The sequence below is a fragment of the Xenorhabdus szentirmaii DSM 16338 genome (assembly GCF_002632585.1).
Taxonomy (GTDB): domain Bacteria; phylum Pseudomonadota; class Gammaproteobacteria; order Enterobacterales; family Enterobacteriaceae; genus Xenorhabdus; species Xenorhabdus szentirmaii.
Genome location: NZ_NIBV01000001.1, coordinates 1,724,059 through 1,748,832 on the forward strand (window position 1 = coordinate 1,724,059; position 24,774 = coordinate 1,748,832).

Consider the following 24,774-nt stretch of genomic DNA (forward strand, 5'->3'; position numbering starts at 1 on the left):
ATGCCATTATGACATTAAAACATGAAAAATGTGATCAATAATAATATTAGAACAACAATACAATACTTATGCACAAAAGTTTGCTTCATGCCAAATGCCTGTCCAAAAGCTCATCTGTACATATATTAAACGGATTTTACTCAATGGATTTAAAATGCAACGAGATGACACGGGAATGGCTAATTCTTTGAGGATGAATTCACCCACCCAACACTGCTTTCCGGCAAGGGGCTGAAGCCCCTTGCCACATGCTTTCACTGCAATGCCGTTACAACAATGCCGTTACAATTATACCTTTACAACAATACCGTCACTACGACCCTTTTACGGCAACAAAAAAAGTAACAAGGCTGTAATGTTACCTTATTTGCGCTCAAGTATTGGTTTCAAAAAACGAGCAGTATGTGATATTTCACATTGAGCGACGTCTTCCGGTGTGCCTGACACCAAAATTTCACCACCACCACTGCCACCTTCCGGGCCAAGATCGACAATCCAGTCGGCAGTTTTAATGACATCCAAATTATGCTCGATCACAACAATTGTATTCCCCTGATCTCTCAACTGATTCAAAACAGACAACAGCTGTTGGATATCGGCGAAATGCAAGCCGGTAGTGGGCTCATCAAGGATATACAGTGTCTGGCCTGTTCCGCGTTTGGAAAGCTCCCGCGCCAGTTTTACCCGTTGAGCTTCTCCGCCTGACAGTGTTGTCGCAGATTGCCCCAGACGAATATAAGAGAGGCCAACATCTATCAAGGTTTGCAGTTTACGAGAAAGTGCGGGGATGGCATCGAAAAATTCCCGGGCCTCTTCGATTGTCATATTCAGCACTTCGTTAATATTCTTGCCCTTATATTGGATTTCCAGCGTTTCACGGTTATAACGCTTGCCCTTGCATTGATCACAGGGCACATAAACATCAGGCAGGAAATGCATTTCAACCTTAATTACGCCATCGCCCTGACATGCTTCGCAGCGGCCGCCCTTAACGTTAAAACTGAAACGTCCCGGTGTATAACCACGAGCCCGAGATTCGGGAACACCTGAAAACAATTCTCTGACGGGAGTGAATACACCGGTATAAGTCGCTGGGTTTGAACGGGGGGTTCTGCCGATAGGGCTTTGATCGATATCGATAACTTTGTCGAAATGCTCCAGCCCTTGAATATCAATATAAGGTGCTGGGTTGCTGTTTGTTGCGTTGTTTAGCTGGCGTTGGGCGATGGGAAACAGCGTATCGTTGATTAGCGTTGATTTACCTGAGCCAGAAACCCCCGTGATGCAGGTAAACAGGCCGACAGGCAGCTGTAATGTTACCTTTTTCAGGTTATTGCCTTTTGCTCCAATTAGTTTCAGCATTTTTTCCGGATTGGCAGGAACACGCTGCGTTGGGATGGCAATTTGACGTTCACCGTTCAAAAATTTACCGGTAAGGGATCTTTCACTCGCCATGATCTCGTTGATGGTGCCTTCGGCAACAATCTCTCCGCCGTGCACCCCGGCTCCGGGACCAATATCAATAATATGATCTGCGGCACGAATGGCATCTTCATCGTGCTCAACGACGATAACGGTATTTCCCAGATTGCGCAGGTGCAGCAATGTTTCCAGCAAGCGCTCATTATCACGTTGGTGAAGGCCTATGGAAGGTTCATCCAGAACATACATGACACCGACAAGCCCGGCCCCAATTTGGCTGGCTAAACGAATGCGTTGGGCTTCACCACCGGAAAGGGTTTCAGCGGAGCGGGAGAGCGTCAGATAATTTAATCCGACATTAACCAAGAATTTAAGGCGGTCGCCGATCTCTTTCAGGACTTTCTCCGCAATTTTCGCACGTTGCCCGCTCAGTTTGATATTTTGGAAAAACGCCATGGCATGACCGATGCTGAAATCTGAAATTTGCGGCAATGTCATGTTGTCGATAAAGACATAACGAGCTTCTTTACGCAGTCGGGTGCCTTCACAAGAGATGCAAGAACGATTGCTGATATATTTTGCTAATTCTTCCCTGACGGCGCTGGATTCCGTTTCTTTATAGCGACGCTCCATATTGTGCAGGACGCCTTCAAACGGATGATTACGGACAGTCACATCACCACGGTCATTGGTATATTTGAACTCAATGGATTCTTTGCCTGAGCCGTATAAAACCACTTTTTTGATGGACGCACTTAACTGATTAAAGGGGGCTTCGATATCAAACTTATAGTGTTCTGCCAGCGATCTCAGCATCTGGAAATAATAGAAATTACGACGATCCCAACCACGGATTGCACCGCCGGCAAGAGAAATGTCACCGTTCTGGATAACACGCTCAGGATCAAAAAATTGCTGAACACCTAAACCGTCACAAGTCGGGCAAGCGCCGGCGGGGTTATTGAATGAGAACAGCCGGGGCTCCAGTTCACTCATGCTGTAACCACAAATTGAACAGGCAAAATTGGCGGAGAAGATGAGTTCTTCGGCCTGTTCATCATCCATATTGGCAATAACAGCAGTGCCGCCGGATAATTCCAGTGCAGTCTCGAATGATTCGGCCAGTCGTTGAGCAAGATCAGAACGGACTTTGAAGCGGTCAATAACCACCTCAATAGTATGCTTTTTCTGCAATTCCAGTTTTGGTGGATCAGAAAGGTCGCATACCTCACCATCAATACGGGCGCGGATATAGCCTTGTGCTGCGAGATTATCCAATAACTTGGAATGTTCCCCTTTGCGCTCTTTGACCACCGGAGCCAATAGCATCAGCCTTTGGCCTTCTGGCAATGACAGCACATTATCCACCATTTGACTGACCGTTTGCGCTGCCAGCGTGATATCGTGCTCAGGACAACGGGGCTCGCCTACACGGGCAAACAGCAGGCGAAGATAATCGTGGATCTCGGTAATTGTCCCGACCGTAGAACGCGGGTTATGGGAAGTTGATTTTTGTTCAATTGAAATGGCAGGGGATAGCCCCTCAATATGGTCGACATCCGGCTTTTCCATCAATGACAAAAATTGTCGGGCGTATGCAGAGAGTGATTCCACATAACGGCGCTGGCCTTCTGCATACAGGGTATCGAAAGCCAGAGATGACTTACCGGAGCCAGATAGCCCGGTAATGACGATTAATTTGTCACGGGGAATTACCAAATTGATATTCTTGAGATTATGGGTGCGGGCGCCCCGAACTTCGATGTTATCCATATACCACTTCCCAGATTATTGATAGAGCAATACTCGTAAACGAGTTATTATTGCACAAACATTGCTGAATGGATATACAGTATTTGATGAGAAATCATGCTGCAACCATCACAATGTCACAATGTAAAATACGATGCATTTCGCAAAGTATAATATAACGGGTTTATGTTTAAACTTAGCCCTCGCATGGTAAACTACTTCGCTTATAATTAGAGAAGTTCATTTTTAGTAAAATTCATTTCATCAGGAGTATTCCCAATGGCCAGCAGAGGCGTAAACAAAGTAATTTTAGTGGGTAATTTGGGGCAGGACCCAGAAGTTCGCTATATGCCGAATGGAGGTGCAGTCGCCAACTTTACTCTGGCAACGTCTGAGAGCTGGCGTGATAAGCAAACCGGTGAGATGAGAGAGAAAACGGAATGGCACCGTGTCTCGCTGTTCGGCAAACTGGCAGAAGTCGCTGGTGAATATTTGCGCAAAGGTTCTCAGGTTTACATCGAAGGTTCTTTGCAGACACGTAAATGGCAGGATCAGAATGGCCAGGACCGTTATACCACTGAAGTTGTGGTCAATGTGGGTGGCACAATGCAAATGCTGGGCGGCCGTGGCGGTGCAGCAGGGCAAGATGCACCAGCACAAGGCGGCTGGGGACAACCACAGCAGCCACAGTCATCACAGCAATTCAGTGGCGGCGCAGCAGCCGCCCCATCTCGTCCGGCGCAGTCCCCAGCACCACAGAGCAATGAACCCCCAATGGATTTCGATGACGACATTCCGTTCTAAGGTTCACTTTAGACTTAATAGGTAAAATATTTTCATCAGGCCCTTATTTTAAGGGCTTTTTTCTATTAATGACATCAAAGGGGATGATTGTTCAAATCTCTGAATTAATTTCCAGTCGGAAGCACCGGACAGCAACGGGGAAATACCAAAGAACTCACACTCATTAATTGATATTTTTTGCTGATGTCAAAATACAGGCCACCTGTTTTGCTGATGAAAATAATTATTATTAAGATCGCTTTTCTGGAATAACGATATTTCTCCATGGTAAATTATCTGAATTACCAATAAAAAATAATAATTACAAATATTAATTCAATATTTATTTTTGATATTGCTTATCAGTAAAGTTGCTGTAGAGTCGAAAACCTGTCAAAACAAAAACCCATTCTAATTGTTTTAATCAACAAAAATAATTATCACTTTGGGATTTTAATTCGTGTTTACGTGGGAAGCAATATGGAAGAAAAAATCGCCATTGCGAAATACCCTATTGGTTTAGACCCTGAAAAGCTTTTTATTACCCCTAAACTTAATTATGCGTTTATTCGTATGAATAATATTTGCAATGCGCGTTGCGAATTTTGCGATGTCTGGCAAACGGCTCAGGTTGACGCACATAAGCAAATAGACATAATTAAACTTTGGCAGGAGTTGGAGGCCCTATCCCCACAGGAAGTTAATATTCATGGGGGGGAAGCCTTCTTATCAAAAGATTTTCTGGCAATTTTGGATTGCAATAAAAATACACCTATTTCTATTACCACCAATGGAACCGCTTTATCAAAGAAAATTTTCAACCGCATGGAAAATAAAAGTCATCTCGTCAGGAAGTTTTATATTTCCATTGATCATGTAGAGCCTGAAAAAAATGCTGAATCACGAGGTATTCGTTGGTTAACCAACAATCTTTATGATGCAATGAAATATATTAAGCAGGAGATACCGAATGCGATTATCATCACTAATCATGTTGTGACATCACTGAATTATGACACAATTGATAAGTTTCTGCTTAAAATGGCTGAGTTGAATGTGGATGGTGTTAACCTGATTCCAATTAAAGATTATCCATTGCTGTTTTTAAATAAAGAGCAAATTAAACTGTTTATGCAGAAAATAAATGATCTATTGGAAAGTCAACAAATTCCACGCCATTTATTCATGGATGCTAATTACGAGATTTTCGGTCGCAGTGAGGACGATTATTCTCGTGCTGAAATGGGAAATTATAACGCCTCCAGTAAAAAAGCCTGTGCGATCCCGCTGACAACACTATTTATTGATGCCGTTACAGGAAATGTCTACCCTTGCGATACAACGATGTACCGTCCAAACCCTGATCAATACATTATGGGAAATGTTCTGACCAGCTCACTGCACGATATTTGGCACGGCGATAAATTTTCGTTGTTTCGTAAAAAAATGTACCCCGTCATCACCTGCGACTGTATTAAAGGCTGTGATCCTGCCAATAGATTAAGGTGATACGATGTCTCTAGAAATTCATATCAATAATCAGGTGAGTTTTCATCGCGGGCAACCGACTATTTTTTGTATGCCAGATATCAAAGATAGTGAGCGTTTTATTCAACAATGCTATCAACATCATTTAAATATGATTCTGTTGGTCAAGAAAAAATGGTTGGACTCAACGGATTGTTCTTTAGCATTAGCCTATTTAGTTATTGATGATCCGTTGGCTAACTATGCTACTGACGGAATCATAGAAGCACTGAAACAGGTCATAAAAAATGTTTCAATGATCACTGAGCTTATTCATATTGATTATTTTATGGCTTTTTCTGAGCTGCATGTTGAATTGATGGCCACGATTGCCAGCCATATTAATCAAAATCCCCGTTTTATTGATGTTGCTCGTTCATTTAGAGATAAATGGATAATGCGGAAGATAGCCAGTGAATATGGAATTTCTTGCCCCAAATTCACGCTGGCTTCAGAGATGCTTAACTCTTCTGAACATTTCGAGGCGTTTACTGAATCAGTCGAAGCCTCTGCCAAACATAAAGGCAATCAAGTCGGCTTTATTGTAAAACCGCGATCATTTTGGGGATCAATGGGGGTCACAGAATATTCTGACCGTATTTCTTTACGCTATGCATTGCAGGAACTTGATGCCCCTGAAGAGTATCTGGTTGAAGAGAAAATTCAGGGCAGGTTGCTGCATGTTGATACCGCTGTCCTCCGGCATGAGATTATTTATCAAGGTATTGGTGTTTATGCGTGTTCACTGCTTGCTTCTGCGCAGGCCGAGTCCGGTCATTTTATATGGCATACCATGCTGCCGGATTCCCCAGACAGCCACCGCCTGTTGGAATTTAACCGGCGGATACTACAGGCATTCAACCTCGAATACGGTTTCACCCACACTGAAATCTTTATTGAAGAATGTACAGATAATCTGATACTTTGCGAAACCGCATCACGTCCACCCGGGCTCAGGTTATTCGATCTTCACGCCCAAGCCAATAATAGACATGCCTTTGATGTTTTTATCGATACATTAATGCCGCCGACCTCAGTGATGAATGAGCCGGCTTTATCCGTAGAGCAAACCAGTCCCAATTGTATTGGCATGATTATTTTTAATCCACCGGTTGGAGAAATAGGAGCCATAACACCCATAGAAGAAATTATTGATGAGCATGTTATTGAATGGGAGCAATATGCCAAAACGGGCAGTTATTTTTCCAACACGCATTATACGGAAAAAATGGGATATATTATTTGCTCTGCTAAAAACGAACAGGAATGTCTGCAATATTTGAAATATTATAAGACTAAATTCAATTACACAAACATAAAAAAAGATTAATATGATGATAAGAAGTTTGTTTCTTATTTCTTTATTTATTAATGGTGTTGGGTCGAGCATTCTTGCCGTCGGATACCCCTATATATTATTATCAGAAAATACACTGACGACGGCTTATTATGCCAATATGGGGGTTATTTTTTTATTTACTTCCGTTGGTGCTTTGTTATGGGGTTATAAAATTGATCATGCAACAGATATTTGGCAATTTCGTATTGCAATATTATTGGTTGAAATATTCAGCACCTTATTATTATTGATATTATTGCTAAGTGGCATCGCATTTTCTCCCATTATATTGCTTTTGTTTATTGCAATATTAGAGTTTCTCTTTGCCTATGAAATTCCTTGGTCGCGTGTTGCCTGGCATGAGCTTAATGATTGGGCTGAACAACAAGGTAGTAAACATTTGAATGTTTCCCTCTACATTGTTATTGCCACTTCACTGATTTCAGCTCTTGGGCCTGGATTGGGGGCATTGCTGGGGATTACGCAAGGGATCGATACCATTGTCGCGATCAAATTGTTTTCCCTGCTGCCTTACTTCTATGTCTGCTATCTTATGCTGAAAATAAAAATAAAACGTACAGTGGAGCAGAAGTCGCAGTTAACTGTTGGGCTACAAGCGATATTTAAACAGCATTATTATAAAACGCTTGCCATTGCTGTTGTGTTCACTGTTTTGGCCAATGCCTTTCTGATGGCGGCACTTCCTGTTATTGTCATGGAAAGTTTAGATAATAAAAATTATAATCTGGTTACCCTATTCTATTTACTCAGTGCTCTGATCCCGATTTTCTGCACCACATTACTCAGCAAAACACAGGTTGATAACCGTATCCAACGTTATCCTATTGCAATATTTATTAGTCTGTTTATATTCGGCGTTCTGTTCTTTCAGTTGCAATCTTTTTATGAAAAAGCCTTTTTCTATCTTCTCTATAATATTGCGATAATTTATTTCAATGTCTTGATTACCAAAATCATTTACCAAAAAGGATTGGAAATGCAACAAGGCCGCTTATTTTCTGTATTTCAGGTCATCATGAATTTCTCACTTCCAATCGCAGCAATAACAGTATCCATTGCTCCTGATTCTACCCAATATTTTTTACCGGTGGTGAGTTTCTCCATACTTTTACTGCTTGCAATAGCCGTTTACTTAATCATTCAAATGAATAAAGTCCCTGCACCAGTGCATCATTGGCGCAAGTGATATTAATAATATTCATTATTAGGATAATAATATGTCATATCTTAGACCTTATCTCGGTAACACCAAGATTGCAGACAATGTACAATCCCGCTTGCAAACTGTCCTTGATAATAAAGCGGTGTTCAGGTATGCCACAGAAAGCCAATATTGTTTTCAGGCAGAAAGGTTGTTGCAAAATATTTTGCATACCCAGTACGTCAACCTGATTACAAATGGTACTGTCGCGCTTAAAGCTGCCCTGCTTGGGTTGAGGCCCAAGATAGGGCAATGTGTGCTTATTCCTTCCATCTCATTTATCGCGACGGCCAATGCGGTATTGAGTTGCGGATTAATCCCTGTTCTCGTTGATGTTGATGACAATGGCATGATGTGTCCGGAAGCGCTAAACCGCACATTGGATCAAATGGAGACGAAACCTCTGGCGGTCATTGCTGTTCATTTAGAAGGAACTCCCGCTTCAATAGCTGAAATAGCCCAGACTTGCCAACACCATCGTGTGCATCTGATTGAAGACTGTGCACAGGCAATGGGGGTGAAATACCAGAATCAGCCTGTCGGTACGTTTGGAGAGTATGGTTGTTTCAGTTTTCAGGCGAATAAATTAATCAGCAGTGGTGAAGGGGGCTTACTGATTGCCCAAAATCATCCCCTGTTTATCAATGCCTGCATGATGACTGACCACGGAGCAGAGCGTACCGCTGAGGGCTACCCAGACTGGAGTAATAGCATTGGTTTTGGTGACAACAATAAATTCAACGAAATACAAGCGGCATTGCTGATTGAGCAATTGGAAAATTTTGAACAGCTTTACACCTTATTAATAGCGCGTTACCAAGAAATTCTGAAACATCTTCCTACAGATTGGGTTTCCCCACGGCCAGAAGGGACGATACCGGTGTCTGTCTGGTTAAAACGCAGTAAACTGCCGACAGAACGTTTAAATTCAACACTATTGTATGATTGGAAAGCATGGGATTTAGCTAATCACCCGATTATAAAAAATCAACTTTCTCCTTACTCTGATCGTTTCCCTTGGTGCCTGCAACAAAAGCCGGTTCCTGTGCCAGAATTAGAGAAACACTCTGCCATTGTGGCTGATCGTATTTGCTTGCCCGTGCCCATTGATAACGGAATTTATGAAAATGTCTTGCAATGGGTAATGGAAGGTAATCTATCATGATATTAAACAGTGTTTTTTGCACCGAACTCAACACTGACAATCAGCCTGCCCAATATGTGTTGGGAGGCTCCTGTATCTGTTATGCAAAAGGCGTTCCGTCCCGGCTTTCATTGCAGGATTTGATTGATTCCCTGCTGCCGGCAATCATTGCTTCACAACATAATGCCTCTGTTTATCTCTATTTTCAGTCTTATGAAGCGATCATGATGGCGGATTTACTGCATTTTGAACCTGAACAGGCCAATCATAAGACAATGAGGGAGTGGTTGGAGGCTGGCATTATTTATGTTTTAGAGCAACTTAATATCCCTTTACCCCCAATTCATTGGGTAGACACATCAGAAGATAAAGTTCGCCAGCACATTGATCAGTTGGTTCCCCACATCAAGACAGTTTTACCGGAATCCATGTTATACGGTCTTTATGCTAAAAAACCGGGTGCCACTTATCCGCAAGGAACCGACGAAGAGCAAATGATACTGGATGTGTATTACCGAAATATTGCCCTTTATACCCCTGAATTCCTCAGTGCGGCCCTTGGTATCTTGCCAAAACAGGCTTTGTTTGTGGAAAATACAACGCAGGAAAAAGCAATCCAGATTTATTACCGTGCCATTGGGCAAAATTGCAGAACATTACTCTACCATCCAGCACCCAATACTCAAGGCAAAGAAATGTGTTTGGGCAACAGCAATCATAAAATTGAATTGCGCCTAACGGCAAAACAGCTCATACATCGTGTCGCTAAAATGGGGCACGATGATTATTATAAGACTATTTTTAACGCGCATTCGATTGTAGATATCATGCAGGGCTGGCAAGCAAAGGTATTGGGCAATGAAGTATAAAACCGTTGTTATTGTTAGAGGAACACCGGCAAGTGGCAAATCCACCACATGTCATCAGTTGAAAGAAACGATGTTGGCACAGGGGCTGACGGTTTCCTATTTACCGTGGGATACTTTTCATCATTTCGTTGAGCCACGCACATACCTCACACAAAAAATTATCATAGAAGATACCTTGCGGCTGTTAAAGGTTGCTGATGATTGCCTTGATGCCGGCAGTGATCTGATTATTTTGGATGGTGTATTTATTTATCCTGAAGAAATTGATGCCATTCATTCCCTGTTTACCCAAAAAAATGCCCGAATTCTGCATTATCGGCTTGTTGCGCCGGAAGAAACACTGCTTACCCGTAATCAGGAACGTGCTGTTGAAGATCGTTTGCCGAATTCCCGTATCAGTGAAGTGGCTCAGGATAAGTTGTGGAGTGACAATTTATCCTATGAAACTTTATTGGATAGCGCGAAATATTCCACAGACAGGATTGTGGAACGGATAGGCCAGGATATTATGCAACAACCTGTGTCCACCAATGTTTTTGCCAACCCAACGACTTCTCACTTATGGCGGCTGGGAACGGAGTTGCGTTACCCAAAATGTAAGCGTTTTAAGCATATTGACCTAGTCTGGCAAGAAGAGCACCAGCAGTGGCAAAGCAATATTTTCTTTGATTTCACCTTGATGGCTGAAGAAGAAATCGAATTGCTCGCTTTGTTACAACAGCAATCTCAACCCATTGTATTTAAATATTTAAATGCAGACTCCCATGCCTGTCGTGACTTGCGGCATTTCGTGCAACGGCATGGATTACGGTGCTCTGTAGATAGCCAATGGTTAGCGCCCATTATCAATATTCCTCCTCAGACAACGGTGACTGATTTTTTGATCCAACGTTCAACACGATTAAAACGCAGTCTCAAAAAAGCACGGAACTACAAGACCGTCACTCGTTACAGTACCTCTGGGCAAACTGAACAACTGTGGCAGGACGCTTTAGATGTCGATTCCAGAAGCTGGAAGGTGGCGCAGCAAAGTGATATGCGCAGTCTGAACCGTGAAGATCTCCAATATCTCCCCGGCCTGTTATCCAAAAGTCATCATTACCATCTGGCTGTTACCTATGATGGTAAGGATATACCCGGTGCCTGGTCATTGATGCTAAATAACGGCGCCGGTCAATGGTATGCCGCTAAATGGGGTTGCAGTGATCAGGGTAGGGAAAGACTAATGGGAATTCATTGTCTGATGAGTCATCTGGAAATGCTTTACTGCCCTTATACTGGCCTTCAGGTTGATCTCTGGGGCAGGAACAATGAATTCTATGACCAATTAGCCAATCAATATATTGAACGGCTTCATTTTAGGATTACATCATGATGGCCGGCCACAATAGAGTGTTTGCGGAAAATATCGTGTCTTCGGAAAATCCCACGCGGTTGGAAGATATGATCCATTATGGCCGCTCAGTACGAGATTTTTTCTATGTGGATCTACAGGCCATCGCGCCCCGGGGTTACTGCCTGCTGCCAGAGTGGATATGTCAAAGTATGGTTGATTCCGTTTACGCTGCAAATTGGCAACCACTTTTCTACCCTGTTTTACCGCCGGCACAAGCCAGTATGATTTTACAGGCAGATATCCAAGCCCTGATGAAAATGCTGATTGCCCGGCCACAACCCTGTGCCGTACTTCTCGCTCATCCCTTGGGCTATATTGATCCGGGATGTCTGGCATTTTTGCGGCAAATGCAAAACAACCATCAGGTTCACGTATTTCTGGATCTTTCTCAGGGCTATGGCAGGAAAGATTGCCTGCAAGAGATTTTGCATGTGAGTGCCGCGTATTATTCTTTCAATGGCAACAAACTTATTGGTACCGGAGGAGCATTACGCCTTCGTCTAACAGGAAGGGAATCGGTTCCTTCATCGGTCATAAATATTTTGACAATCTTTTCCACTGCGGCTGAAGAAAAATTTTCAGTATTAAGGGACTGTCTAAAAACCAGTGCCATTGAAGATGATATACGCGATGTTTCACTGTACGTTGCTTACCAGTCGAGCCCCTACCGTACCGTATTGAATTGGGGGCAGTGTTCCTCCTCTTTGCAAACATTACTTAAACGTCTGGGGCTGATTCAGCCTTTACTTGCTGAACCACGGCAAGAAAAAGGGCTTTCCAGTACAAATTATCACCAATGGTGTGAAAAGGTTATGTTGATGTTCAGTTCACCCAGAGTTGAATGGAGTCAGTAAAATGTTAGAGCTCAAACAAGTTACCCCTCAATCTTCTTCATGGAATGCATTTCTTCACCTTTATGGCGAGTATTTTCAACGCCATTGGCCAGAAGTTTTTGGCGATCAATCCGAAGAAGAGATGGCAAAAGAAAACCATACAACCCTTAAGCAACGTATCCTGCAAGGTGGCAGAGGGTTGTTTTTGTTGCTGAATGCCGGGCAATTGGCAGGGTTAGCCAATGTGTATCTTGAACGGGAAGAAAAAGTGACCCTGAATATTGCTGAATTTTATATCAGGGATGAATATCAACGCCAAAAGATGGGGCATGGATTATGGCATGCCATGTTGCAATGGGGACGCCGCCACGGCGCAACACAGGTTCATCTGGAAACCGATGTTGGTAAAAAAGCCAACCTTTTTTGGCAATCTCACGGGCTGTCAAGCCATCAAGCAGGTGATCGCATGCATTACAGTGGTCCCATACTTCCCCTAAAAATACTTTGGATCAGGCACGGACAAATTATTCCGCTTGATCATCTGGACTATTGCCCTGAAGATAATTTAATTGCCCTTGATGCTGCCTCAGTCAAACAGGCTGAAAAAATCGGTAAACAAATACTGGGGGAATTTCCATGGCAGACTATTTATACTTCACCTCAACGCCGGGCACTTGAAACCGCCAAAGCATTCAGTTCAAGCACGCCTTCTTGTTTGCTGCAAGAAACAGATGCATTGTGTGAATTCTTTCCAGAAGAACTGATTGGCATGAAGCTTAAAGCGATCCCGCATCGTTATGGTGAAGATTATGCCTGGCGGTTACTGCACACTCCGCTTGACTCGCCTTTCAAAGATTCAGAACCAGTAACGGATGCAGCCAATAGAATTCATCGTTTTATCATGCAAATTGGCGATGAACTCTCAATGTCTTCTATGCGGATTATAGTTTCCCATCAAAATTTGCATAATATTTTCCTGGCCCATTTAATGGCAAAGGATCTCAATCTTTCGGGACGATTTCACCTTAATAATCTTCATGGCAGTACGTTTTTATATTGTCCTTATACTAAACAATTTGATATAGAAAATGTAAATATTCCTTTATGAGGAAATAATATGCTAGAAAATTCACCATATATTATTTTTGATGCAGATCCATTCTGCTTTGGGCCAATTTCTACCACGTTAAACGTGGTAGAGAAATTAAAAAATCGCAGTAAATTAATGTCAGACACTAAATTTATTTTATTAGGCACACTTACCTCTTCTCAATTAGGTCAAACATCCGGCTTATTTGATGCGATTTATGAGTGTAATACGACTTCCGTTTCGGATCTTTCACGTTATTCTGAGCTTATTTCAGGGGCAAGTTTATATATCAGCAATACAAACCCACATTCGATTGATTTTGTCTCGAAATTTAACACGCCTATTATCTATATCGATACGCTATTTTGGATGTGGGATGATTTTCATGTTGATCTACACCAAACGGAAAAAACGTTTATTCAAGATTTTCACGGAATAGAACACAATATTGAACGGTTTCAGGATAAACTGGGTGATTATCAAGTGATACCCCCGATCCTCCACAGTACCCTGCAACAATACATGATGGATGACTCTCCCCCGGAAGGGGTGCTAATTACGCTGGGTGGTATTGATACTGTCTACGCCGATACCACGGATTTTTATTACCACTTCCTGGCAGAATTATTGGCTATTCCTTATCTGCAACAGGAACCCCATATTACGATAGCTGGCGGGGGTAAAACGATCGTCAATCTGGCAGAGATGTTTGCCCAAACACATCCTCATGTTGATATTGGCTGTTTTTCACGACATGAGTTTCTACAGAAATTACATCGTGCCCGCAAGGTATTGGCCAATCCAGGCCTTACCACATTTTATGAGTGTGTCACTCTCAATAAAGATGTTTTTTTCTTACCGCCACAAAATTATAGTCAGCAATTACAATTAGATGTTTATCTACAACACTATTATGGTCATGAACATGGTTTTTTATGGCAACCTGAATATGGTTATCCTGATATTCCCCGGTATCTGCCAGAAAAAGAGGGGTTGGCATTAATTAAAAAATGCAATGATTTATTTATTAATAGCCCCACAGAAAGAAAAAGAGCTATGGATATGATTAGCCAATTCCTTTCAAAAGAAAAAAATAACACTCATTTTTATCATGAATCAAAAAATAACAATGACATTATTTCTGAATGCATTGAAAATATATTGTTCAATCAAAAAATAAAAAATAATAGTATGGCTTGAAGATAAAATAATGATGAAAACTGCGTTTGTTCATGTTGTTATATCTATGATTTTTTCATAAAGAAGCCATTATCATCTATGGATAAACATGTAATCTTATTTCTATAAGAGGTAATCCTGTGTCTAAATTATTTTCCAATCTTAATGTATTTATTGGTGGTCCCATTCAACATGCACTGAAATTAAGGGCATTGGACAGCGATTTACAGGCCCACATTAAATCTGCCATTTATCAATTAGAGTCACTCGGTGCAGAAGTTTTTTCAGCCCATCGCACAGAGCAGTTTGGTGGAGCCACACACCTATTTACCCCAGAGGAAGTTTCGCAGCGGGATCTCCAGTGGATGAAACAGTGTGATATTTTTGTTGCTATTTTGCCCACCTGCCGACAACAGAAACAACTCATCAGAACAGATGGCACGCATATTGAATTGGGTTGGGCTTCAGCCTTAAATCGCCCGATTATCCTGGTTACTGAAAAACCCTTTTGCCATTCTGCCAGCCACTTATTAAAAGGGCTATCCGCCGTTGCTCAGGTTCATCATATCTGCCTGAATGATTTTGAGCATGACCCCGCGATATTAATCCATACCATGCAATCCATAATAGAAAAGACAGCTAGCCTGAAATATTCAGCTACTGCATAAAATCAGGCCAGACAACCACCTACCAAAGTAGGTGGGTTGTAATTTGTTTTCGATCTGAAAGTTGCTCATGCTAAAAAATAAATAGCATGAGTGAAGATAAGAGATATTGATTCTATTTACCCAATCGCTTTACCCAGTGATTGACGGATATAAGAGCCAGCGCCCAGCAATCCCGGCTTATCATGGGTAATCAGATAGACGGGAATATCCTGCAAATAGTTGGTAAATCGCCCTTTGCTTTCAAAACCTTTGCGGAATCCCGATTTCTGGAAGAAATCAAGGAAGCGCGGGACAATGCCACCGGCAATATAAACGCCACCGAATGCACCAATATTCAGAGCCAGATTCCCGCCAAAACGACCCAATGCCGAGCAGAAAATGGCGAGTGCTTGTTTACAGGCCGGGCAATTTCCCTTCAGTGCACGGTCAGAAATGTCGCGAGGGTTTAAGTTTTCCACGGGTTGATCGTTCAATTTCGCCAGAGAGCGGTAAATATTCACTAATCCGGGCCCGGAAAGAACACGTTCGGCAGAGACATGACCATATTCTTCCCGCAATACATTCAGCATATGGGCTTCTTCCTGACTGTCTGGCGCAAAATCAACATGGCCGCCTTCACCGGGCAGGCTCATCCACTGAGTTCCCGTATGAATCAGGTGGGCGACGCCCAGTCCTGTCCCTGCACCATAAACTGCGATGGGGCGCTTGGGCTGAGGTTGTTTCCCACCAATCTGGATCGTATCACCGGCACCAAGAACCGGAATTGCGAGGGACACAGCGGTAAAGTCGTTAATAACGTCAAACCGTTCCCATCCCAAAGAGGCTTTCATTTGACTGACAGAAAAACGCCAGCTGTGGTTGGTCATGCTGATAACGTCATCTGTCACAGGGCAAGCGATAGCGATGCAGCCGTATTTTATTTCACAGTTTTGTTGTTTCAGGTAGTGGCGGATAACAATTTCAAGCGATGCATAATGCGCACAGGGATAGAATTCGACAGCACTCAGTTGCCCAGTATCTACATCACATAATGCCAGTCGTGCATTTGTACCACCGATATCGCCTACAAGGGCATAAGTTGTCATGGTTTATCTCCTTAAGTCTTACGAAACGGTTTATATCCTGATAGAACCTGTCAAAAGCCGAATTGAGGCGATTTTACACAAGGACGGGCATAAAGGCGCATAAAAATGATCCGTTGAAAACCCGCCATTTTAGGTTGGTGGATTAACGCAAGCCAAGCCCACGTCGGCCAATGGCATTTAACTCAGCCACAGTAAAGCGGCTCTCCCAGTTTTTTTCATAATCCTCACGAGGAAAATCAGCCGGAGATGTCCCATTTTTCAGTGATTCAATCACTTTATGCGCATAAGTCAGGTTTCTGTCACACCGGGGCGCTGCGGGAATATACATTACATTTCCCCAACCTTGCTGGTTTTTCACGGAAGCAACAGAATGGATGAGATCACAATGCCACCAAACGGAATCTCCCGCCTGCAAGGACGGGATACTGAACAGGCTTTGGATGAGGTGAGGGTGCCATTTTTCGGAAGCTGGCAATGCTTTTCCGGGAGCAACACCGCAAAGCTCATCTTCAGGTACGTCTTTTAGTAAAGGACGCAGCAATAAATAAGCCATCGCCTCCGGTATGGGAACGACATGCAGAAGCCCCTGGTTGAGCATCATGTCGGACAGTGCTGTCCAGCCTTGAAATGTGCGAAAAATTGAACATCGTGTAGTATTATTCTGCTCATATTCATTGATTTCAGGGCGATAAGCGGCATCCCAAGGATCATAATCTGTAAATCGATTATTGAAAATATGCCTGAATACTTTTTGGTAGGCGGGATGTAGCCAGCGTTCCAATGCACCGGAGTCCATATGTGCACCCAGCCCTTTGGACGTTGTACCGGGTGGCCTGCGACGAATTCGATCGGGATAAATCATGCTGATATCAGGATCGAACCAACGTATTCCGTCTGACTCAAATTTCCACAGTCGATTGAGAAAAGATTGCACTTGAGCGATTTCTTCACTTTGCCGGGCCTGCATTTGTGCCTGTGACCAATAAATGGGATAAATTTCTGGTCGGGAGGCGTCAAGGCTGCCGAAATAGCTATCTCCTGCGTTCTGATAAACATCATCAAAATGATTTAAATGGAGGTAATCAAGCATTGATTTATCCCAGTCCAACGCGGTATTGCGGGAAAAATTCTGCCTGACGACTAAACACCCACGGCGTTTAATTTTTTGTATGGTTTCTTCTGTAACACGATTTTCGGCCAGATCACGCCAATGGATTTCAGGCCAGGCGCTGCCTGAATTTTTTTCATCCTCCCGGGCTGCAAACAATTCTTGTTCTATTTTTCGGCAAACTTGCTCGAACAGGCCTTCAACATCGCCAATCTGCTTGCGCATGGTTTGTTTCATCAGGCGAATTTTTTGTCGGTAATTTTCAGGGAAAGCCATAGACGTAAATGATGCATCCATTATAGCTCCTATTTTTTCACCCTAATTTCTTATGCAGATGGAATGAAATGGGCATTGGACAGTCAGTTAAGTAAGGACGCTTCAATTTTAACCAATGCCCTGTAAAAAAACAGGGCATAAGTTTTATCGTTTTAGCTTGCAGGGTTGTAATAAATTGGTGAACCGGGACCGACGGGCAGGCCCAGAATAAACACCCAGATATAGAAGAACAGTGACCAACCCAGCATAAAGATCAGAGAGTAAGGCAGCATCATCGAAACGAGTGTTCCGATACCGGCATCTTTCTTGTATTTCACGACAATCGCCATAATAAGCCCGAAATAACTCATCATTGGTGTAATGATATTGGTGACTGAATCGCCAATACGATAGGCAGCCTGAATAGTTTCTGGCGAATAACCTGCCAGCATCAACATCGGAACAAAAATCGGCGCAGTAACAGCCCATTGCGCCGATGCTGAACCAATCATCAGGTTGATAAAGGCGCAAATAATAATAAATCCCATAAATAACAGGCCGCCGCTTAACTGAATTTGGTTAAGGAAATGAGCACCTTTCACCGCAATAATTTGACCAATATTAGACCAGTCAAAGAAAGCAACAAATTGTGCAGCAAAGAAGATAATCACCAGATATAAGCCCAACGTGCTCATGGCGTGTGCCATGGCATCCACCACGCCTTTGCTGGATTTCATTGTTTTGGCAATGAAACCATACACCATGCCCGGAATAGCAAAGAAGATGAAAATAAACACCACGATGGATTTTAAGAAGGGAGAGTTACTGACTAAGCCTGTTTCCTGATTTCTCAGAATGCCATTTTCAGGTACAACGCTTAATATTAAGAAGACGCTCATGAAAATAAAAGTCAGTGATGCCGCGACGAGTGCTTTTTTCTCCAGAGCGGTGACTTCTGCTGAATTTATTAGCGTGTTTTCATCCTGATCCAATTCATTTTTATATGGGCCAAGTTGAGGTTCCACGATTTTTTCAGTGACATAATAGCCCAGAATAGAAATCAGGAAGGTACTGGCAAACATGAAATACCAGTTCGCTTCAGCGCCAACAACATAACTTGGATCGATAATCTGGGCGGCTTGCTGGGTAATGCCAGAAAGAAGGGGATCGACGGTACCCAATAACAAGTTAGCGGAATATCCCCCGGAAACCCCTGCAAATGCCGCTGCCAGCCCTGCCAGCGGATGACGGCCAAGAGAGTGGAAAATAATCGCGGCCAATGGAATTAACACAACATAACCCAATTCTGCCGCAGTATTTGACATGATACCGGCGAACACAATGGCCAATGTCGTGAGTTTCCGTGGTGCTTTCATCACGACCAAGCGCATCAAGGCAGAAAGTAACCCCGCTCGCTCTGCAACACCAACACCCATCATGGCAACTAATACGGTGCCTAATGGGGCAAAGTTCGTGAAGTTAGTGACCAGACTGGATAAGATCCTGCGAATACCATCAGCATCAAGTAAGCTGACAACATGAATCAACCCGTCTTGAGCTCGTCCTTTGGCACCTTCTGGACGTGGGTCAATAACATTAACATCAAGATAGGCTCCGACAACTGAAGCGACCAACAGAATAGCAATTAAGATGATAAAAATAATAACAGGATGGGGAAGTGCATTACCCAGCCACTCGACCGTCCTTAGAAAACGATTATTTTTTTGGTTTTTAGTTAACATGATTTCTCCTTTTTATTAGGAGAAATGGACATTACATAATGTTTTTAATTTTGACTAAATGATGATTGCAAAATATAGCTCTATCTCACGTTATTTGTTTTTGAATAATACTGTTTACATTCACATAATAATATTTAATATGATCAGGATATAAAATGTATTAGTGAAAAAAACTGAGAGTGTGGTTAGTGATTACGTGATAATCCTGTCATTGAAGATATGGATTATTATAATGAAGTTTAAAATTTTTAAATGCTTACTATTTTTATTTTTCTGTCTTGGTGTGTAATTATTTAAAATATCCTTGTGGTTTTTCAATGTAATTTAATTTAATCTTGTTAAAGTTAATTGCCTAAATGACTGCAATCATCGCGGAAATTAGAAAACTTATCTATAGCCAACACCAGAGAATATGGCCAGTAAGTAAATGGGAGGAAGAATTAATATATCACCAGCCAGGGTTAATGGGGTGGCGAGCGTGTTGAGAAGTAATCTTTCGGGATGAAAGGATTTTCCTGTTTTTACACAATAGAATTGGAGTTCATATTCTTTGTTCAAGGAAGTTATTTTTTCTGAGGGGTAGTTAATGGATTTATTGTTTATGATAATATCTTCTACATTGATTTTATTGTAGTATTTTTCATTCCATTGACGAAAACCCAATTCCTCAGCATAGGTTTTTTGTTTTTCTGTTAATTCACTGATACTTTTTTTGACGATGACTTCCAGCCTATTATTGAATTTTCCATTGATATGCTTATTGTCACTTTCGATTAATTCGAATCTAAGGTATTTTCCATCAGTTATAAAGGATAAAGGCAGTGTTTCAGTCGCCTTATTGAGTTTAAGAAGTTCATCACCTCCCTTTGTGATGAAGTAGATATTCTTGTTGCCAACAAAGCCTACCCCTTGTTTAGGTAAGGATAGGTCAATGCTTTCTCCTTTTTCTGATTTTCCAGTTATAGCTACATTGTTATATTCAAATGCTGTAACTATTTTATCTTCTAATATATTCTCTTCAGCATCTTTTTTTCAATAATATTATTCTTTTCCCAGAGAGTTTTAGTGCATCTTGTTAGCAGAATTGAAAACAGTAAAAAAGCAGAGTGTTATCCAATTTTTCATTTTATTGTCCATAAGGAAATAGATTAAATTTCATTGAGTGTGAGAATTTATATAAATAAAAGATGTTCTATAGAAAATAGCGTGAATTCAATATCAACAAGTCCAGATCCCGCACAAATTTTGTGATTATCACTTGATTCTTCTCCCTGATTCACCGGATAATCATTCGCTTCAAATTCTCTCACCCTTTTTTTACCCAAAAAGCCAAACGATTGCGCAAACGAATGGCTGGATCGGCGAATGCAGCAGCGGATTTGCTTTTTTTGTGGCGTAATCGTTTATCGTGAGGTTGTTCAGGGGGGAATGGTAAGGCTTAGCGGTCGATCTTCAAACTGAATTATTCAACAAAATCAGGGGAAAAACATGTCTGGTATGCAGGCACCAACTCAATGCAAACTCGATAAGTATTTTAAAATTACTGAACGTGGATCGACAGTACGTCAGGAACTTCTCGCAGGGTTAACAACATTTTTGGCGATGGTTTATTCCGTTATTGTGGTGCCGGGTATGCTTGGGCAAGCCGGCTTTCCTCATACTGCTGTATTTATTTCTGTCTGCCTGGTAACGGGCGTCGGTTCGTTATTGATGGGGTTATGGGTTAATTTGCCTATGGCCATTGGTTGTGCACTTTCATTGTGTACATTTACCGCATTCAGTCTGATATTGGGGCAACATGTCAGTATTCCTGTGGCTCTTGGCGCTGTTTTCCTGATGGGATGCATATTTACCTTGATTTCAGTGACAGGTGTGCGGGCGTGGATCTTACGCAATATTCCCATGGATATCGCCCATGGTACTGGTATTGGCATAGGGCTGTTTCTGCTGCTGATTGCTGCAAATGGTGTCGGGCTGGTGGTTAAGAACCCGAATGAAGGCCTGCCTGTTGCGTTTGGCTCGCTGACGGCTTTCCCTGTTGTTATGACATTATTGGGATTAGCGGGAATTATTGGGCTTGAACGCAGGAAAGTCCCCGGTGGCATTGTGTTGGTCATTATTGCTATTTCAATTATCGGCCTGATTTTTGACCCTGCGGTAAAATATCAAGGATTTTTCAAAGTACCGACATTAGGGGAAGATGGGTTATCCCTGATGTTCAGCATGGATATTATGGGGGCGTTGCAGCCTGCTGTGTTACCGAGTCTGTTGGCTCTGGTCATGACCGCCATATTTGATGCAACAGGCACGATTCAGGCAGTCGCAAGTCAGGCCAATTTATTGGATAAAAGAGGGCAAATTATCGATGGTGGTAAAGCGCTGACCGCAGATTCTGCCTGTAGCATTTTCGCCGGGGCCATCGGTTCTTCTCCGGCTGGCGTTTATATTGAATCTGCCGCTGGAACGGCGGTTGGGGGGAAAACCGGTTTAACGGCCTCTGTGGTGGGTATTTTGTTCCTGCTGATTTTATTCCTGTCCCCGCTTTCGTATTTAGTGCCTGCCTATGCAACAGCCCCGGCTTTAATGTATGTGGGGCTATTGATGCTGAGCAATGTGCGAAAACTGAATTTTGATGATTTTGTCAGTGCAATGGCGGGTTTATTGTGTGCTGTGTTTATTGTGCTGACGTGTAATATTGTTACCGGCATTATGCTGGGTTTCAGCGCATTGGTTGCAGGCCGCATTTTTTCCGGTGAATGGCGTAAGTTGAATATCGGTACAGTTATTCTGGCTATTGTATTGGTTGTATTTTATGCCGGAAATTGGGCTATCTGATTAAACGGGAATGTACAAGCATAAAGGGGTTTTATATGCCCCTTTATGCTGTTTTTGTCGAGCAACACCCAGTATTAATCTGCCAAAATAAAATATTGATAATTTGGATCGGCGGTAATTTCAGACTCTCTGAATGGCAAGCGTAACCATTGCTTTTCACTATATTTCCAAGTGCCATCACTATAATGTGGAGATGCAGGATCATCTGACAATGAAGTTAACAATAACGTATAAGTTTCAACTTTATTATTTGGAAAACTAACAAGTTGCAGGTAACTGTTGCCATAGTCCTGGCTATTTTTCACATCAATATTTTCAACGCAAGCAATCGTAAAATAACCAACATTGCCACAACCACCATATAAAGGAATTTGTTTATCACCCCGTATCAAATATACATAGTCACCCCGTTGTGCATTCAGCGGTAACCCCCGGTGAGTTAAATCCAGTACGGTAGCCCCCAGTGCTTGTTGGAGTGTTTCTCTGTCAGCATGTAATTTACGTGGCGTGTTTAATGGGTCATTTTTGTCAAAGGGAATGGCAAACAATGTAGCTTCCGGTAAACCTTGTAAACGGTTCCAAACACCATCCCAAATATGGGCTCCGCGTGCGGAGAGATTACCACTATTATCCCAGTCGCTTAATATATGGCAGGCTTCGGTAACATCAACGCGTCGTGGAGAAGGGTAAATTATGCCATTGAGCGTATCACCTTGTACGTCAATCAGTGGTGAGTGGCAGATTTTCTCCAGTAATTGTGATTTGAACAATTCAGCTGTCAGAGCACGACTGTTCAAGGTCATTTTCTGGAGAATTTCATTGTCAACGTATTTCCCCGGATATTGATCAAGACCCTGCAAACGTTCTTGCACCATGAGATGCCCCAGACGAGCCCGCATACTGATAGGTTCACTGCCTTCTGAGCCAAAGATCACAGGATAACCTGTTAATGGAGATTGAGGGTTGGTGAGCCAATAACTGTTGTTCATGTTGGCGACATAATCAGCACGCAGTAAATTGGGCATCCGGGATGGGCCTATCGCGCCAGTTTGAACGGAGTCAGGGTCGTTTTGCCAATCACATTCACTGCGTGAACCGTCAAAAAATGGGGTGCCTGACGTTAATTGATTTGCCAGGGCTTGGCGGGACGGTGTAGTACAACTTTTTATTTGTTCCGGAGAAACATTAGGAACAGCACCTATATCGGCATACCAGGCTTTATTGCTGTCACGGCCAACGGCGATGGTATTCACCCAAGGCATGGCTGACTCTTGTTTTTGGATAGCCATGAATTCTTCAAGAGAACGGGCTTTATTCAAGCGTAGCCAGTTCCGCGACATGCGAAAGTTTTCTTGATTGATATCGCGAACTGCAAAGGCTTTTTTTGTATCCCACCGTAATGGGGAAAGATTGACCAGAGGACCATATACTGATTTATACAATGTACGGGTAACGGGAACCAAAACGCCAGGATCTTGTTTAACTTGAACGGTAATCGTATTCGCCTGCATTTTGATTTTCTGGCCATCCCGGAGGTAACTCAAAGGATCATCAGGCGCTAAACTCAGTTCGTAAAAACCCATGCGTGATGCCGTTGAGATAGTGTGGCTCCAAGCGATATTCTCGTTAAAGCCAATTTGGATGATGGGAATACCCAAGAATGAAACACCACTGACATCAAGTTCACCCGGGATAGTGAGCTGAGCTTGGTAGAATCGGTCCGGGCCAAACCAATACCAATGAGGATTGCCAAATAACAAAGGGGAGTCTGAATGGGTGGCTTGTGTACCAAATCCATAGGCATTGCTGCCGATCCCTTTGCTTTCCAGATTGTTCAGGTGGAAAGGCGCGATTAGCTCAGGTGAAGATGAAGTCTTGGCCGTTGATAATAAGCTTGGGGGCTGGGCATTAGCAATATTGGTTAACATTAAGCTATATCCCTTTGCGAATGCTGCGGCATACATACGCAGGTAAATATCCTGCTCATTAATGGACTGAACCCAGTCATTATTGCGGCAAGCTTGGTGGGCTTTAGGGTGAAGAGGTAATTCGCGAAGATAGCGGTTATAGCCAGCCGTAAATCCAGAAACAAGCTGTTTGACTTCTTTTGGTTGGGCTTGGATCATGCGATTTAGCATCTCTTCAGAAAGAACATGCCGATGATAAAAATCGGAGTCCAGATTTTGCACTTTACTGATTATTCCGCCGTAAAGCAGTGTGGCTTTCCCGCCAAAATACCGAGAACGTTCCCCGCGATAAGTCAGAAAGGAGTCCGCCATCGTGCAAAGATTGTCTTGCGCCTGAACATAACCATAGCCATAACCTAATCCAAGCCAGTTTTTAGCTTTTATATGTGGAATACCTGAGCTTGTACGGCGTATTTCTGCATGGGGGTGAGTTTTATTTGTGGACGTAGAGTGAATACAAGCAGTGAGTAAGCAAGAAATGATAATAAGGAGAAATATTTTAAAATACGGTTTTATTTTTATCGTTTCAAATATCATATTTTCTTTTCCTCAGTGATT

The 24,774-nt window shown here is 42.6% G+C and carries 17 protein-coding genes; 12 read left to right on the forward strand and 5 right to left on the reverse strand.

The features are described from left to right. Positions 1-363: 363 nt before the first annotated feature. Complete coding sequence (gene uvrA, locus Xsze_RS07885; protein WP_038235586.1) at positions 364-3,195, reverse strand: excinuclease ABC subunit UvrA; 2,832 nt, start codon at positions 3,193-3,195, stop codon at positions 364-366. Positions 3,196-3,453: 258 nt separating this feature from the next. On the opposite strand from uvrA, the gene Xsze_RS07890 reads away from it, so the two are divergent. From Xsze_RS07890 to Xsze_RS07940, 11 genes are all read left to right on the forward strand, one after another. Then, positions 3,454-3,978 carry a single-stranded DNA-binding protein gene (locus Xsze_RS07890; protein ID WP_038235584.1) on the forward strand — a complete coding sequence of 175 codons (525 nt, stop codon included), beginning with the start codon at positions 3,454-3,456 and terminating at the stop codon, positions 3,976-3,978. Positions 3,979-4,437: 459 nt separating this feature from the next. After that, complete coding sequence (locus Xsze_RS07895) at positions 4,438-5,466, forward strand: radical SAM protein (RefSeq protein WP_038235582.1); 1,029 nt, start codon at positions 4,438-4,440, stop codon at positions 5,464-5,466. Positions 5,467-5,470: 4 nt separating this feature from the next. Next, positions 5,471-6,814, forward strand: coding sequence for an ATP-grasp domain-containing protein (locus Xsze_RS07900; protein ID WP_038235580.1), 1,344 nt, complete (start codon positions 5,471-5,473; stop codon positions 6,812-6,814). A gap of 4 nt (positions 6,815-6,818) precedes the next feature. After that, entirely contained in the window at positions 6,819-8,030 is a 1,212-nt protein-coding gene (locus Xsze_RS07905; RefSeq protein WP_156935863.1) for an MFS transporter, read from the forward strand. A gap of 31 nt (positions 8,031-8,061) precedes the next feature. Further along, the gene (locus Xsze_RS07910; protein ID WP_038235576.1) at positions 8,062-9,210 is read left to right on the forward strand and encodes a DegT/DnrJ/EryC1/StrS family aminotransferase; all 1,149 of its coding nucleotides are present in this window, start codon (positions 8,062-8,064) and stop codon (positions 9,208-9,210) included. Continuing rightward, entirely contained in the window at positions 9,207-10,058 is an 852-nt protein-coding gene (locus Xsze_RS07915) for a hypothetical protein (RefSeq protein WP_038235572.1), read from the forward strand. Before Xsze_RS07910 ends, Xsze_RS07915 begins: the two co-directional genes overlap by 4 nt. Continuing rightward, positions 10,048-11,433 carry a P-loop nucleotide/nucleoside kinase family protein gene (locus tag Xsze_RS07920; RefSeq protein ID WP_038235571.1) on the forward strand — a complete coding sequence of 462 codons (1,386 nt, stop codon included), beginning with the start codon at positions 10,048-10,050 and terminating at the stop codon, positions 11,431-11,433. The genes Xsze_RS07915 and Xsze_RS07920 overlap by 11 nt, the downstream gene beginning before the upstream one ends. Positions 11,434-11,468: 35 nt before the next feature. Next, positions 11,469-12,308: a hypothetical protein gene (locus Xsze_RS07925; protein ID WP_143707576.1), complete on the forward strand. Its 840-nt coding sequence runs from the start codon at positions 11,469-11,471 to the stop codon at positions 12,306-12,308. 1 nt (position 12,309) lies between these two features. Then, on the forward strand, positions 12,310-13,395 hold the full coding sequence (locus tag Xsze_RS07930) for a GNAT family N-acetyltransferase (protein ID WP_051462316.1): 1,086 nt from the start codon (positions 12,310-12,312) through the stop codon (positions 13,393-13,395). A gap of 9 nt (positions 13,396-13,404) precedes the next feature. Further along, complete coding sequence (locus tag Xsze_RS07935) at positions 13,405-14,577, forward strand: hypothetical protein (RefSeq protein ID WP_038235566.1); 1,173 nt, start codon at positions 13,405-13,407, stop codon at positions 14,575-14,577. A gap of 119 nt (positions 14,578-14,696) precedes the next feature. Further along, entirely contained in the window at positions 14,697-15,224 is a 528-nt protein-coding gene (locus Xsze_RS07940) for a nucleoside 2-deoxyribosyltransferase (RefSeq protein WP_176553653.1), read from the forward strand. Positions 15,225-15,340: 116 nt separating this feature from the next. Here the strand turns inward: Xsze_RS07940 and glk are convergent, their stop codons facing one another. The 3 genes from glk to Xsze_RS07955 form a co-directional block, all read right to left on the reverse strand. Then, entirely contained in the window at positions 15,341-16,309 is a 969-nt protein-coding gene (glk, locus tag Xsze_RS07945) for a glucokinase (RefSeq protein ID WP_038235564.1), read from the reverse strand. Positions 16,310-16,451: 142 nt separating this feature from the next. Next, the gene (locus Xsze_RS07950; protein ID WP_038235562.1) at positions 16,452-17,714 is read right to left on the reverse strand and encodes a DUF1479 domain-containing protein; all 1,263 of its coding nucleotides are present in this window, start codon (positions 17,712-17,714) and stop codon (positions 16,452-16,454) included. 131 nt (positions 17,715-17,845) lie between these two features. Beyond that, complete coding sequence (locus Xsze_RS07955; RefSeq protein WP_038235560.1) at positions 17,846-19,414, reverse strand: AbgT family transporter; 1,569 nt, start codon at positions 19,412-19,414, stop codon at positions 17,846-17,848. A 1,488-nt stretch (positions 19,415-20,902) separates the two neighbouring features. On the opposite strand from Xsze_RS07955, the gene Xsze_RS07960 reads away from it, so the two are divergent. Beyond that, entirely contained in the window at positions 20,903-22,249 is a 1,347-nt protein-coding gene (locus tag Xsze_RS07960; RefSeq protein WP_038235558.1) for an NCS2 family permease, read from the forward strand. A gap of 74 nt (positions 22,250-22,323) precedes the next feature. On the opposite strand, the gene Xsze_RS07965 is transcribed toward Xsze_RS07960, so the two are convergent. Beyond that, complete coding sequence (locus Xsze_RS07965; protein ID WP_038235556.1) at positions 22,324-24,753, reverse strand: penicillin acylase family protein; 2,430 nt, start codon at positions 24,751-24,753, stop codon at positions 22,324-22,326. Positions 24,754-24,774: the final 21 nt, after the last annotated feature.

Excerpts from the sequence above, each read along its gene's own strand:
- Xsze_RS07915 (WP_038235572.1), top strand. The coding sequence starts at position 9,207 with ATGATATTAAACAGTGTTTTTTGCACCGAACTCAACACTGACAATCAG.
- Xsze_RS07935 (WP_038235566.1), top strand. The coding sequence starts at position 13,405 with ATGCTAGAAAATTCACCATATATTATTTTTGATGCAGATCCATTCTGC.
- glk (WP_038235564.1), bottom strand. The coding sequence starts at position 16,309 with ATGACAACTTATGCCCTTGTAGGCGATATCGGTGGTACAAATGCACGA.
- Xsze_RS07905 (WP_156935863.1), top strand. The coding sequence starts at position 6,819 with ATGATAAGAAGTTTGTTTCTTATTTCTTTATTTATTAATGGTGTTGGG.
- Xsze_RS07890 (WP_038235584.1), top strand. The coding sequence starts at position 3,454 with ATGGCCAGCAGAGGCGTAAACAAAGTAATTTTAGTGGGTAATTTGGGG.
- uvrA (WP_038235586.1), bottom strand. The coding sequence starts at position 3,195 with ATGGATAACATCGAAGTTCGGGGCGCCCGCACCCATAATCTCAAGAAT.
- Xsze_RS07965 (WP_038235556.1), bottom strand. The coding sequence starts at position 24,753 with ATGATATTTGAAACGATAAAAATAAAACCGTATTTTAAAATATTTCTC.
- Xsze_RS07910 (WP_038235576.1), top strand. The coding sequence starts at position 8,062 with ATGTCATATCTTAGACCTTATCTCGGTAACACCAAGATTGCAGACAAT.
- Xsze_RS07900 (WP_038235580.1), top strand. The coding sequence starts at position 5,471 with ATGTCTCTAGAAATTCATATCAATAATCAGGTGAGTTTTCATCGCGGG.
- Xsze_RS07920 (WP_038235571.1), top strand. The coding sequence starts at position 10,048 with ATGAAGTATAAAACCGTTGTTATTGTTAGAGGAACACCGGCAAGTGGC.
- Xsze_RS07895 (WP_038235582.1), top strand. The coding sequence starts at position 4,438 with ATGGAAGAAAAAATCGCCATTGCGAAATACCCTATTGGTTTAGACCCT.
- Xsze_RS07950 (WP_038235562.1), bottom strand. The coding sequence starts at position 17,714 with ATGGATGCATCATTTACGTCTATGGCTTTCCCTGAAAATTACCGACAA.
- Xsze_RS07960 (WP_038235558.1), top strand. The coding sequence starts at position 20,903 with ATGTCTGGTATGCAGGCACCAACTCAATGCAAACTCGATAAGTATTTT.
- Xsze_RS07955 (WP_038235560.1), bottom strand. The coding sequence starts at position 19,414 with ATGTTAACTAAAAACCAAAAAAATAATCGTTTTCTAAGGACGGTCGAG.
- Xsze_RS07930 (WP_051462316.1), top strand. The coding sequence starts at position 12,310 with ATGTTAGAGCTCAAACAAGTTACCCCTCAATCTTCTTCATGGAATGCA.